General features: G+C 72.0%; 14 protein-coding genes. 8 read left to right on the forward strand and 6 right to left on the reverse strand.

The features are described 5' to 3' along the window. Positions 1-23: 23 nt before the first annotated feature. The 4 genes from GA0070606_RS33755 to GA0070606_RS21675 all read left to right on the forward strand — a co-directional run bounded on the left by GA0070606_RS33755 (position 24) and on the right by GA0070606_RS21675 (position 2,158). Positions 24-152 carry a hypothetical protein gene (locus tag GA0070606_RS33755; protein ID WP_281190942.1) on the forward strand — a complete coding sequence of 43 codons (129 nt, stop codon included), beginning with the start codon at positions 24-26 and terminating at the stop codon, positions 150-152. A gap of 21 nt (positions 153-173) precedes the next feature. After that, positions 174-1,316 (forward strand): LCP family protein, encoded by a 1,143-nt coding sequence (locus GA0070606_RS21665; protein ID WP_091103527.1) that lies wholly within the window; start codon positions 174-176, stop codon positions 1,314-1,316. Between the two features lie 89 nt (positions 1,317-1,405). Next, entirely contained in the window at positions 1,406-1,690 is a 285-nt protein-coding gene (locus GA0070606_RS21670) for a F0F1 ATP synthase subunit epsilon (protein ID WP_091103530.1), read from the forward strand. A gap of 12 nt (positions 1,691-1,702) precedes the next feature. Further along, complete coding sequence (locus GA0070606_RS21675) at positions 1,703-2,158, forward strand: DUF2550 domain-containing protein (RefSeq protein WP_091103533.1); 456 nt, start codon at positions 1,703-1,705, stop codon at positions 2,156-2,158. A 169-nt stretch (positions 2,159-2,327) separates the two neighbouring features. Here the strand turns inward: GA0070606_RS21675 and GA0070606_RS21680 are convergent, their stop codons facing one another. Together GA0070606_RS21680 and GA0070606_RS21685 are read right to left on the reverse strand one after the other, a co-directional pair. Further along, the gene (locus GA0070606_RS21680; protein WP_091103534.1) at positions 2,328-2,750 is read right to left on the reverse strand and encodes a VOC family protein; all 423 of its coding nucleotides are present in this window, start codon (positions 2,748-2,750) and stop codon (positions 2,328-2,330) included. Next, entirely contained in the window at positions 2,726-3,298 is a 573-nt protein-coding gene (locus GA0070606_RS21685) for a cob(I)yrinic acid a,c-diamide adenosyltransferase (protein WP_091103536.1), read from the reverse strand. The genes GA0070606_RS21680 and GA0070606_RS21685 overlap by 25 nt, the downstream gene beginning before the upstream one ends. Here GA0070606_RS21685 and murA point away from each other — a divergent pair. After that, a complete protein-coding gene (gene murA, locus GA0070606_RS21690) occupies positions 3,297-4,739 on the forward strand; it encodes a UDP-N-acetylglucosamine 1-carboxyvinyltransferase (RefSeq protein WP_091103538.1) in 1,443 nt (480 codons plus the stop codon). The two genes, GA0070606_RS21685 and murA, sit on opposite strands and share 2 nt — an antisense overlap. A gap of 238 nt (positions 4,740-4,977) precedes the next feature. Further along, positions 4,978-5,826: a 3-hydroxyacyl-CoA dehydrogenase family protein gene (locus GA0070606_RS21695; protein WP_091103541.1), complete on the forward strand. Its 849-nt coding sequence runs from the start codon at positions 4,978-4,980 to the stop codon at positions 5,824-5,826. A gap of 85 nt (positions 5,827-5,911) precedes the next feature. Here GA0070606_RS21695 and GA0070606_RS21700 read toward each other — a convergent pair whose 3' ends face one another. Then, positions 5,912-7,108 (reverse strand): MFS transporter, encoded by a 1,197-nt coding sequence (locus GA0070606_RS21700; RefSeq protein ID WP_091103543.1) that lies wholly within the window; start codon positions 7,106-7,108, stop codon positions 5,912-5,914. A gap of 118 nt (positions 7,109-7,226) precedes the next feature. Here GA0070606_RS21700 and GA0070606_RS21705 point away from each other — a divergent pair, with 118 nt between their 5' ends. Beyond that, entirely contained in the window at positions 7,227-8,120 is an 894-nt protein-coding gene (locus GA0070606_RS21705; RefSeq protein ID WP_245724759.1) for an ArsR/SmtB family transcription factor, read from the forward strand. 38 nt (positions 8,121-8,158) lie between these two features. Here the strand turns inward: GA0070606_RS21705 and GA0070606_RS21710 are convergent, their stop codons facing one another. Together GA0070606_RS21710 and GA0070606_RS21715 are read right to left on the reverse strand one after the other, a co-directional pair. Further along, positions 8,159-9,004, reverse strand: a complete 846-nt coding sequence (locus GA0070606_RS21710; protein ID WP_091103549.1) for an ABC transporter permease — start codon at positions 9,002-9,004, stop codon at positions 8,159-8,161. Then, positions 9,001-9,849 (reverse strand): ABC transporter ATP-binding protein, encoded by an 849-nt coding sequence (locus GA0070606_RS21715; RefSeq protein ID WP_091103551.1) that lies wholly within the window; start codon positions 9,847-9,849, stop codon positions 9,001-9,003. The genes GA0070606_RS21710 and GA0070606_RS21715 overlap by 4 nt, the downstream gene beginning before the upstream one ends. A gap of 151 nt (positions 9,850-10,000) precedes the next feature. Here GA0070606_RS21715 and GA0070606_RS21720 point away from each other — a divergent pair, with 151 nt between their 5' ends. Then, positions 10,001-12,007 carry a protein meaA gene (locus tag GA0070606_RS21720; protein ID WP_091103553.1) on the forward strand — a complete coding sequence of 669 codons (2,007 nt, stop codon included), beginning with the start codon at positions 10,001-10,003 and terminating at the stop codon, positions 12,005-12,007. Positions 12,008-12,062: 55 nt separating this feature from the next. On the opposite strand, the gene GA0070606_RS21725 is transcribed toward GA0070606_RS21720, so the two are convergent. Next, positions 12,063-12,365 (reverse strand): DUF1540 domain-containing protein, encoded by a 303-nt coding sequence (locus GA0070606_RS21725; protein WP_091103556.1) that lies wholly within the window; start codon positions 12,363-12,365, stop codon positions 12,063-12,065. Between the last annotated feature and the right edge of the window lie 16 nt (positions 12,366-12,381).

Genomic DNA, 12,381 nt, shown 5'->3' on the forward strand with positions numbered 1-12,381 from the left:
CCTTTCGTTCATCTTCGGGCCCTATGATCGCCGCTGACCGGTTCCGCGTGCTCGGCGATCAAGCCGGACGCGAGGTACCGTCGATCCGCGCGCCCGAGCTGTCGCGGGCGTCGATCTGTGCAACCAATCGGCTGCGTGCGCCCGTCTCCTGATCGTGGGCGTGACGAACGGAGATGATCGTGGGTAAGGCCGGCAAGGGCGGCGGCAAGTCGTCCATGTGGTCTGGGGTGCCGCGCTGGGCCCGGGTCTGCACCGTCTTCGGTGCCGTCCTCATGCTGCTCAGCGGCGTGGTCCTGGTCGGGGCCGAGGCGCTGATGGCCCGCTACGAGGGCGCGGTGGGCAAGGCCGACCTCTTCGGCGACCAGGCGGCCGGGGCTAAGGAGCGCAAGAGCGACATCAAGGGCCCACTCAACATCCTGCTGGTCGGCATCGATCCACGCAAGCCGGAGACGCCCCCGCTGGCCGATTCGATCATGGTGCTGCACGTCCCGGAGGCGATGGACCGGGCGTACCTCTTCTCCATGCCCCGCGACCTGATCGTGGAGATCCCGCGGTTCGAGAAGGCCGGCTACGACGGTGGCCGGGACAGGATCAACGCGGCCATGTCGCGCGGCAGCCTGGTGCAGGGGCAGAACCCGAGCGCGGCGCAGGGCTTCGAGCTGCTCGCCCAGACCGTGCAGCGGGTCACCGGGATCAAGCGCTTCGACGCCGGCGCCATCATCAACTTCAACGGATTCCAGAAGATCGTCGACGCGATGGGCGGCGTCGACCTCTACATCGAGCGCGAGGTGCGCTCCGAGCACCGGGAGCCGGACGGCAAGCACCGCAAGGGCAACCCGTACGGCGAGGGCTACGTCGGCCCGCAGGCGGTCTACAAGAAGGGCACCCAGCACCTCAACGGGTGGCAGGCGCTCGACTACGTCCGCCAGCGCTACCCGAAGAACGGTGTGCCGGACGGCGACTACGGCCGCCAGCGCCACCAGCAGCAGTTCGTCAAGGCCATGGCGGGCCAGGCGCTCAGCGCCGACGTGGTCACCAACCCGATCAAGCTGGACCGGGTGCTGCGGGCAGCCGGCCAGTCGCTGGTCTTCAGCGGCCGGGGCAACAGCGTGATCGACTTCGGTCTGGCGCTGAAGAACCTCCGCCCGGAGAGCATCCACATGGTCAAGCTGCCCGGCGGTGGTGTCACCGAGAACGGGAGGTACCGGGGGGAGCGCTTCGACCCGGAGGTCGACGACTTCTTCGCCGCCCTGCACAACGAGCAGCTCGACGCGTTCCTGCTGGAGCACCCCGACTTCCAGAACAAGACCAGGTAGCCGTGGCGCAGGTCTCGCCACCCGCGTTGGGGGCGCGCCGGCGGCAAGACTAGACTTTCGACAATCCGCCGCCGCAGCAAGGAGACAGCGTGGCACAGCAGCTTCACGTCGAGCTCGTAGCCGTCGAGGAGAAGGTCTGGTCCGGTGACGCCGAGATGGTCGTCGCCCGGACGACCGAGGGTGAGCTGGGTGTGCTGCCGGGGCACGCGCCCCTGCTCGGCCAGCTCGCTGAGCCCGGTCAGGTGCGCATCAAGCTCGCCGGCGGCGAGCAGGTCTCCTACGAGGTCGCCGGGGGCTTCCTCTCGGTGAGCGCGGAGGGCGTCACCATTCTGGCCGAGAGCGCCACCCCGGTTTCCGCCGCGCAGAGCCGCTGAGTCGCACCGCCGATGGGGATCGTCGAAGGGATCGGAATCGGCTTCGCCGTCATCCTCGGCGCGCTCCTGATCCTCTTCGCCCGTCGGGCGGTCGTCACCCGCAGCGGAGGCATCATCCGGCTCGGCGTCCGGACCTCCACGATGCTCGACGGCCGCGGCTGGTCCCCCGGCTTCGGCCGGTTCGTCGGCGACGAACTCCGGTGGTACCGCATGTTCAGCTTCGCCGTACGCCCCACCCGGGTGCTGTCCCGCAAGAAGCTGGCGGTGGAGCGGCGGCGGCTGCCCGAGGGGCAGGAACGCCTCTCCATGCCCGCCGACTGGGTGATCCTTCGCTGCACCAGCGACCACACTCCGGTCGAGATCGCCATGGCGCGGTCCACCGTCACCGGGTTCCTCTCCTGGCTCGAGGCCGCCCCTCCGGGGGCGGTCTCGCCGCGTCTGGCCTCCCAGGACTGGCCCGCCGCCTGACGTCCCCTCGTCCTCGGGGGTCTCCGGGGAGCACACCCGCTCCGGGCGGTCAGGCTTGATCCCTCCGCGGGCGGGCTCCCCGGAAACCCCTGCCGTCGCGCTGTCCGCAGTCCGGCGCCCACCTCACACCACCCGCACCATCACCGGTTCCGCCAGGTGACCCGCCGAACTAGCCGGGTGGTGCGGCGACGAGTTCGACCTCGTACCCCTGGTTGTCGGTGAGGTAGGCGGCGTAGGTGTCCGGGCCGCCGGCCCGGGGATGGCGGTCCGGGAAGAGCAGCGTCCAGCCGTGTGCCGGCGCGGCCGCGACCAGCCGGTCCACGGCTCCGGGCGGGCCGGCGTGGAAGGCCAGGTGGTTCAGGCCGGGAGCGAGCCGGTCGTGGCGCGACCCGCGCAACGCCGGAGACCGCTCCAGGACCAGGTACGTCGGGCCGAGCCGCCAGGAGCGGCCGGCCGGCCACTCCTGGAACGGCGTCCAGCCCAACTCGCCGAGGAGCCAGCCCCAGCCGCGTACGGCGGCGGCCAGGTCGGGTACCCAGATCTCGACGTGGTGCAACCCGCCGACGGTCAGCGCCTGCCGCCCGGCACCCATAGCACATCTCCGCCCGGGTTGGCCGTTCTTGACAGGATGAACAGCAGGTCGGAGAGCCGGTTGAGATACTTTGCCGGGAGCGAGCTGGTCCGATCGGGGTCGTGCGCGACCAGGGCCCACGCCGCCCGCTCGGCGCGTCGGGCCACCGTCCGCGCCACGTGCAGCAGCGCCGCGCCAGCGGTGCCGCCGGGGAGGATGAAGGAGTCGAGCTTGCTCAGGCGTGCGTTGTATTCGTCGCACCAACCCTCGAGTCGCTCGACGTACTCCTCGGTGACCCGCAGCGGCGGATACTTCGGGTCCGGCTCCACGGGGGTGGCCAGGTCGGCCCCCACGTCGAACATGTCGTTCTGGATCGCCGCCAGGACGCCCCGCAGCTCGTCGTCGAGCTGCCCCAGGGCGAGCGCCACGCCGATCGCGGCGTTGCACTCGTCGACGTCCGCGTACGCGGCGATGCGCGGATCGGTCTTCGGCACCTGCTCGTTGTTGCTCAGCCTGGTCATGCCGGCGTCGCCGGCCTTGGTGTAGATGCGCGTGAGGTGGACGGCCATGACGCACAGCCTACGGATACCGGACCTGACGATCCCGGCGCGCCCGGGCGGCGCCGCCCTTCGGGCGGGTGGAACGGGCCCCGGCGACGCCGGTGACCCGGCGGTCAACGACGTGGACGTCATCCGGGTGCGCGGCGACGCCCGGCTGGCGGGCACGGTGCACGTCGTCGGCGCCAAGAACTCGGCGTTGAAGCTGATGGCCGCCGCGCTGCTCGCCCCGGGGCGCAGCGTGATCACCAACGTCCCGCGGATCACCGACATCGCGATCATGGGGGAGGTGCTGCGCCGGCTCGGCTGCGGCATCCGCTTCGCCGCCGACGACCCGGTCGACCCGATGGTCGCGCACGGCGGGGTGGCCCGGTCCCGGTCGGTCGTCATCGACGTTCCCGAGCACCCCGGCACCGAGGCCGACTACGACCTCGTCCGCCGGCTGCGCGCCTCGATCTGCGTGCTCGGTCCGCTGCTGGCCCGCCGGGGGTACGTGCGGGTGGCCCACCCCGGCGGGGACGCCATCGGCTCGCGAGGGCTGGACATGCACATCTCCGGGCTGACCCGGCTGGGTGCCGAGATCTCCGGCGAGCACGGCTTCGTCATCGCCTCGGCGCCGCACGGGCTGCACGGCGCGGAGATCGTGCTCGACTTCCCCAGCGTGGGGGCCACGGAGAACCTGGTCATGGCGGCGGTGCTGGCCCGCGGCGCCAGCGTCATCGACAACGCCGCCCGCGAGCCCGAGATCGTCGACATCTGCACCATGCTCAACCAGATGGGCGCGCGCATCTCCGGCGCCGGCACGTCGACGCTGCACATCGAGGGGGTGCCCGGGCTGCGGCCGGTGCGGCACGCCACGGTGGGGGACCGGATCGTGGCCGGCACCTGGGCGTTCGGCGCGGCGATGACCCGGGGGGACGTCACCGTCACCGGGGTGGAGCCGGGCTTCCTGGAGGTCGCGCTCGACAAGCTGGTCTCCGCCGGAGGCCTGGTGGAGACCAGGGGCGGCGCGTTCCGGATCCGGATGGACGACCGGCCGAAGGCCGTGGACGTGGTCACCCTGCCGTACCCGGGCTTCGCCACCGACCTGCTGCCGATGGCGATCGGCCTGGCCGCCGTCAGCGACGGGGCGTCGCTGATCACCGAGAACATCTTCGACGGCCGGTTCATGTTCGCCAACGAGATGATGCGGCTTGGCGCCGACATCAAGACCGACGGGCACCACGCGGTGGTCCGGGGCCGGGAGCGGCTCTCCGGCGCCCCCGTACGCGCCACCGACATCCGGGCCGGCGCGGGGCTGATCATCGCGGGGCTCTGCGCGGAGGGAGTCACCGAGGTCTCCCACGTGCACCACGTGGACCGGGGCTATCCGGACTTCGCCGCCGACCTGCGGGCGCTCGGCGTCGAGGTGGAGCGGGGCACCACCCCGGAGGAGCCGGACCTCTCCATCTGAGGGACTTGGCAGTCGTTCGGTCTCGCCGGCCGGGCCGGCCCCGTCATGCCCTCGCTGCGCTCGGTGCGTTCCGTCCTGCAGGGCTGGCTGGTCATGCCGTCACGGCCCTCGCTGCGCTCGGTGCGTTCCGTCCTGACTTGGGCTGGCTGGTCATGCCGTCACGGCCCTCGCTGCGCTCGGTGCGTTCCGTCCTGACTAGGGTGCTGGCAGAACACTCAATCAGGCGAGGGAGAAGCAGATGGCGGGTCGACTCGCGGTCGTCGGGGCCGGGCTGATGGGCTCGGGCATCGCCCAGGTGGCGGCGCAGGCGGGCTGGCAGGTGACGCTGCGGGACCTGGACGACGCGGCCACCCGGCGGGGCGTCGACGGCATCCGGAAGTCGCTGGAGAGGTTCGCCGAGAAGGGCAAGATCGCGGCGGCCGACGTCGAGGCGGCGCTGGGCCGGATCACCCCGACCACCGACCTGGAGGCGGCGGCGGACGCGGACATCGTCGTCGAGGCGGTCTTCGAGAAGCTCGAGATCAAGCACGAGGTGTTCCGGGCGCTCGACAAGATCTGCAAGTCCGACGCGATCCTGGCCACCAACACCTCGGCCATCCCGGTCACCCAGATCGCCACGGCGACCGAGCGGCCGGAGGCGGTCGTCGGCACGCACTTCTTCTCGCCGGTGCCGATGATGAAGCTCTGCGAGCTGGTGCGCGGCTACAAGACCAGCGACGAGACCCTGGCGACGGCGAAGTCGTTCGCCGAGGAGATCGGCAAGACCGTGGTGGTGGTCAACCGGGACATCGCCGGCTTCGTCACCACCCGGCTGATCAGCGCGCTCGCCATGGAGGCGGTCAAGCTGGTCGAGTCCGGGGTGGTCTCCGCCGAGGACCTGGACACCGCGTGCAAGCTGGGCTTCGGCCACGCCATGGGCCCGCTGGCCACGATCGACCTGACCGGCGTGGACGTGCTGCTCAACGCCACGAAGAACATCTACACGGACACGGCGGACGAGAAGTTCTTCCCGCCGGAGCTGCTCCAGCGCATGGCCACCGCCGGCGACCTGGGCCGCAAGTCCGGCAAGGGCTTCTACACGTACTGAGCCGACACCGACGGAGGCGCCGGCACCCGCCGACGCCTCCGTCCTGTGCCGGACCGTCGCCCCGGTGCCCTCGCCGGGAGCCTGCTCACGCCGACGGCGTCGGCATCGCCGTGACCGGTTCGGCTGCGGTGCGTCGCAGCCCCGGGGTGAGCGCGACGGTGGCGGTCAGCGCCGCTCCGGCCAGCAGCGCGACGGCCCAGTACGCCGGGACCAGGTCTGCGATCGCGCCGGCGAGCGCGGCGCACACCGCCTGCCCGGCCAGCATGCCGTTGTGGTGCAGGCCGAGCACCTGGCCCCGGGCCTCGGGTGGCGAGTGGGTGATCAGCCGCTCCTGCAACGGCAGTCCGGCGGCGAAGCCGACCGAGGCGACCAGTGCGACGACCATGGCCAGCGGTAGCGGCGGCGACAGCAGGAAGACCAGATAGGGAACTGCGAGCAGCAACCGCAGCGTGGGCACCCACCGCTCCCGGCGGGCCCCGGTCAGGAACCGCCCCATCACCACGTCGCCGATCAGCATGCCGAGGGCGGCAGCGGCGAACAGGAAGCCGGCGCGATCACCGGCGTACGGGACGAAGAGCGCTTCGCACCCGACGATCAGACCGCCGGGTACCCACAGGTTCAGGAAGAGTGACCGGCGGCCCGGGTCCGCCCAGAGTTCCTTGTTCACCCGCACGGTGCGTGCGATCGTCGTCCGCTCGGTGACCCGGACCGGGCGTTCGGACAGCCCGAACCAGCCCACCGCGGCGGCCACCGCCCGGAGCACCGCGGCGAGCAGGAACACCTGGTACGGGCTCAGTAGGACGAGCAGGGCACCGGCCAGTCCGAATCCGGCGATCTGCATCACGCCGACGCTCGTGTTCATGGTGGCCCGGCCCAGCACGTAGGCGTCGGTCGGCAGGATGTCGGTGAGCAGCGCCCACCTGGCCCCGCCGGTGATCGAGCTCACGTACGCGCTGGCGAAGATGATCGTGAACCGGGCCCACAGCGGCAGCCCGGGCACGGCCTGCACCGCCGCTCCGACGGTGACCAGCACCGCGGCGAGGGTCAGCGCCCGGCGAGGTGGCAGGCTGTCCGCGGCCGACAGCAACGTCAGGCTGCCGAGGACGCCGGCCAGCGGTGCGCCGAACATGCTCAGCGCGGTGAGCAGCGCCGAGCCGGTCGACGTGTAGGTCAACGCGCCCAGCGCCAGCGCCGACGTGGTGTGCGCTGCGATCCCCGCGCAGTTGGCGAGGAACAGGTTGCGGAACTCACGGGCCGCGAACAGGTCTGCGTACGTTCTCACGGGCACGATCGTGTGGGGCGCCGGGTGGAACTCGTAGAGTTACGTCTGGAGGCGAAACGTGGGCGTCTGGCAGATGTCATCGGATCTACTCGCGCGGAGCCGCTTCACGGTCTCGCCGATGGTCGACACGGTCGCGGCGCTGCGCGCGCTGCACGACCCGCGTACTCCCTGGCAGCGGGCCTGGCGAAGGCCCCACGTCGAGGCGTTCCGGCGGATGCTGGCCGCCCGGCCCGTGGCCCGGGCGCTGCTGTCCGCGTCGTTCAACCCCAGGTGGACCGCGGATTTCCTCACCATCGCGCCAACCTCGCCCGAACCGACGTTCCCGGCGGAGCTGGCGGCCGTCGCGCGGTTGTCCGACGAGCGGATCCGGACCGACCTGCGGGCCACCCGCCCGGCGCCGCTCGCCGCCGAGCTGCTGGCGGACGGTCTCACCGGGCAGGTGACGGAGCTTCTCGACTGGGTCTGGACGCACGCCGTCGAGCCGGAGTGGCCGGAGCGGGAACGCCGGCTCCGCGCGGACATCGTGGCCCGCACCACCGCGTTGAGCACGAGCGGCTGGGCCGGGGTGTTCGCCGGCCTCAACCGCGGCATGCGCTGGCTGGGCGACGGTCGTCTCCAGGTCAACGACTACCCGGAGCCGCCGCTGTCGCTCGACGAGGCCGAGCAGCTGGTCTTCATCCCGGCGCACTGCCGTCGCGGCTGGGTGGTCTGGGACAAGCCGATCCGGTTCGGGATGGTGTATCCGGCGCGCGGGATCCTGGTCGATCCCACCTCACCGGCGCCCGACGGGCTCGCCCGGCTGATCGGCGCGAACCGGGCCAACATCCTGGCCCGGCTGGACGCGCCGCTGAGCACCTCGCAGCTGGTGGTGGTGACGGGGCTGTCCCTCGGGACGGTGAGTGACCACCTGCGGGTGCTGCTCGAGGCGGGCGCCGTCAGCAAACGGCGGTCCGGGCGCGAGGTGCTCTACTGGCGTACGCCGCTCGGTGCGACGCTCGTCGGCGGTGGGTGAGCGGGGCCGCCCGGCCGGCGCCGGAACGCCTCAGCGGATCAGCCGTCGCGCCTGGTGGTCCAGCGGAAGGTGGTCAGGCAGAGCACCAGGCCGATCACGCACCAGGCGACGAGCACCAGGGCGACCCGGTCCAGCTCGAACGAGCCCCCCGGCTCCCGCGCGCCGAAGCTCTCCGGCAGGAAGACCGCGCGCAGGCCCTGGCACATCCACTTCAGCGGGAAGATCGCCGCCACCTGCTGCATCCAGCTCGGCAGCTGGGTGAAGACGAAGAAGACCCCGGAGATGAACTGGAGCACCAGCGCGACCGGGGTCACCACCGCCGAACCGCTGCGGGCGGTGCGGGCCAGGGACGAGATGGCGATGCCGCACAGCGTGCAGGCGGTGACGCCGAGCACCGACACCCAACCGAAGGTCAGCCACTTCGCGGCGGTGCCGGGCAGCTCCAGGTCGAACAGCGCGACCGAGACGGCGAGCAGCAGCGCGGTCTCGGCGATGCCGATGGCGACGACCATCAGCACCTTGCCGGCGAACCAGACCCACTTCGGCATCGGCGTGCCCCGGTAGCGCTTGAGCACCCCCCGGTCCCGCTCGATGGGGATCCAGATGCCGAGGTTCTGGAAGCTGACCGTCATCAGGCCGGTGGCGATCATGCCGGTGATGAAGTACTGGGTGTAGCTCACGCCGGGGGCGATCTCGTCGCTGAAGATCGCCGCGAAGATCAGGATCATGATGATCGGGAAGCCCATCGTGAAGACGACGGACTCCCGGCTGCGCAGGAACTGGGTGATCTCCAACCGGCCCTGGCGCAGGGTGAGGGCGACCGGGCCGGGTCGGCGGGCCGGTGCGGCGGTGGCCGGCGGGGCGGGCTTCGTCGTGGTGGTCATCGGTGTCCGATCATGCGCAGGTAGATGTCCTCCAGGGTCGGTCGGGTCACCGTCAGGCCCGGGACCTCGCCGCCGAAGCGCGCGGCGAGCTCCGCCACCAGCGCCGTCGGCGTCGCGCTCTCCGCCGTGTCCAGCGTCCCGTCCGGCGTACGCCAGGAGACCGTCGCCAGGGCCGCCTGCCGGTTGCCGAGCCGGTCGGGCGCGGCGACCTCGACCACCCGGCCGCCGGCGATCACGCCGACCCGGTCGGCCAGCGACTCGGCCTCGTCGAGGTAGTGCGTCGTCAGCACGATGGTGGTGCCGGCGGCGGCCAGGTCCCGGATCAGCTCCCAGAACTCTCGGCGGGCCTCCGGGTCGAAGCCGGTGGTCGGCTCGTCGAGGAAGAGCAGCTCGGGACGGCCGATGATGCCGAGCGCCACGTCGAGCCGCCGCTTCTGCCCGCCGGAGAGGGTGTGGGTGCGGGCCTTCGCCTTGCCGGCCAGCCCGACCCGCTCGATGACCTTGTCCGGGTCGTCGGCGCCCGGATAGAAGCCGGAGAAGTGCCGCACCACCTCGGCGACGGTCAGCTCGTCGAACTCGCCCGTGCCCTGGAGCACGATGCCCACCCGGGAACGCCAGTCGGCGTCGGGCTGGGCCGGGTCGCTGCCGAGGACACGGACCTCGCCGGCGTCGCGCCGCCGGTAGCCCTCCAGGATCTCCACCGTGGTGGTCTTGCCGGCGCCGTTCGGGCCGAGCAGGGCGAACACCTCGCCCCGGCGGACGTCGAGGTCCACCCCCGCCACCGCGACGGTGTCGCCGTACGCCTTGCGCAGCCCCCGGACGGAGATCGCGAGCTCGTCATCCATGCCGTCAAGTGTGCGACCTGGCCCGGGCCGTGACCCGGCCGGGGTGTGGTGCTCCGGCCCATGTCGAGGGCTTCGCACCCCGGCGTCCGCTCCATGGAGCTGTGTGGTTTTCCACAGCCCCGGTGACTGAACGGTAACTTAGACTCCCGCCATGGACGAGAAGGCTCTCCCGGGTCGGCTGCCCGAACGCGACCGCCCGTGGGTGATGCGCACGTACGCCGGGCACAGCTCGGCCACCGCCAGCAACGCGCTCTTCCGCCGGAACCTGGCGAAGGGGCAGACCGGCCTTTCGGTCGCCTTCGATCTGCCGACCCAGACCGGCTACGACCCCGACCACGAGCTCGCCGCCGGCGAGGTGGGCCGGGTGGGCGTGCCGGTGGCGCACCTCGGTGACATGCGGGCCCTCTTCGAGGGCATCCCGCTGGCCGAGATGAACACGTCCATGACCATCAACGCGCCCGCGATGTGGCTGCTCGCCCTCTACGGCACCGTCGGCGCGGAGCAGGGCGCGGAGCTGTCCCGCTGCGCCGGCACCACGCAGAACGACATCATCAAGGAGTACCTGTCCCGGGGGACGTACATCTTCCCGCCGGCGGCGTCGCTGCGGCTGACCGCCGACGTCGTCGCGTACACGCTGCGCGAGATGCCCCGGTGGAACCCGGTCAACATCTGTTCGTACCACCTGCAGGAGGCCGGCGCGACGCCGGTGCAGGAGGTCGGCTTCGCGCTCTCCACCGCCGTCGCGGTGCTCGACGCGGTCCGCGACTCGGGCCAGGTGCCCGCCGAGCGGATGGGCGACGTCGTGCAGCGGATCTCTTTCTTCGTCAACGCCGGGGTGCGCTTCGTCGAGGAGATCGCCAAGATGCGCGCGTTCGGTGCGCTCTGGGACGAGATCACCCGCGAGCGCTACGGGGTGGAGAACCCGAAGCAGCGCCGCTTCCGCTACGGCGTGCAGGTCAACTCGCTGGGCCTGACCGAGGCGCAGCCGGAGAACAACATCCAGCGCATCGTGCTGGAGATGCTCGGCGTGACCCTGTCCCGGGATGCCCGGGCCCGCGCCGTCCAGCTGCCCGCCTGGAACGAGGCGCTCGGCCTGCCCCGGCCGTGGGACCAGCAGTGGTCGCTGCGGATGCAGCAGGTGCTCGCGTACGAGTCGGACCTACTGGAGTACCCGGACCTCTTCGCCGGCTCGCACGTGATGACCGCGCTCGTCGACGAGATCGTCAGCGGCGCCCGGGTCGAGCTGGAGAAGGTGCTGGAGATGGGCGGCGTGGTCGCCGCCGTGGAGACCGGCTACCTCAAGAGCGCGCTGGTCGCCTCGCTGGCCGAGCGGCGCCGCCGGATGGAGTCCGGCGCCGACGTGGTGGTCGGCGTCAACCGGTTCGCCGAGACCGAGCCGTCGCCGCTGACCGCGGCCGGCGCCGAGGCCGTCGAGCAGGTCGACCCCGCCGTCGAGGCGGCCGCCGTGGCGTCCGTACGACAGTGGCGTGCCGGTCGGGACGAGGCGGCCGTGGACGCGGCGCTGGCCCGGCTCCGCGCGGACGCCGCGACCACGGCGAACCTGATGGACGCGACGCTGGAGTGCGTGCGGGCCGGGGTCACCACCGGCGAGTGGGCCGGCGCGCTGCGCCAGGTCTTCGGCGAGTACCGCGCGCCCACCGGACTGGCGGGCGCTGCCGGGGCCGGCGGCGACGCCACCCTGTCCGGCGTCCGGGAGCGGGTCGCCGCCACCGCCCGCGAGCTGGGCAGCGGCCGGCTGCGCCTGCTGGTCGGCAAGCCCGGCCTGGACGGGCACTCCAACGGCGCGGAGCAGATCGCGGTGCGCGCCCGCGACGCCGGCTTCGAGGTGGTCTACCAGGGCATCCGGCTGACCGCCGGGCAGATCGTCGCCGCCGCCGTGGAGGAGGACGTGGACCTGGTCGGCCTCTCCGTGCTCTCCGGATCGCACCTGGCCGCGGTGCCGGCGGTGCTGGACGGGCTGCGCGCCGCCGGCCGGCCGGACCTGCCCGTGGTGGTCGGCGGCATCATCCCGGCCGGCGACGCCCAGCGGCTCCGGGCCGCCGGGGTGGCCCGGGTCTTCACGCCGAAGGACTTCGCCCTCACGGGCATCATCGACGAGCTGGTCACCGTCGTCCGCGAGGCCAACGGGCTCCAGTGACGAGAAGAGGCCCTCGCCGACGCAACGGGTCGACGAGGGCCTCTTCTCCGTCTCGTCAGCGGCTGCTGTACGTCATGCAGTCGGCCATGTCGTTGTCCGGGCCGACCTTGATCCCCGGCGCACGGCACTCCAACTGGTCGTTGTGCCGGCAGTCGGCCCGCTGGCAGGCGCCCACCTGCGCGGTCATCCCGCCGTCCACGCCGCCCCGGACCGACGGCATCTCGACGAAGGTGTGGCAGTGCGCGTGGTCCGGGCTGCCGATCGTGATGGCGAAGGCGTGGCAGTCGTTGGTGTGGTTGTACGAGCAGGCCGCGACCACACACTCCTGGACGCGGGGCATCTCCACTGCTGCGGTCATGAGACCTCCTCTAGAT

The sequence above is a fragment of the Micromonospora citrea genome (genome assembly GCF_900090315.1).
GTDB lineage: Bacteria > Actinomycetota > Actinomycetes > Mycobacteriales > Micromonosporaceae > Micromonospora > Micromonospora citrea.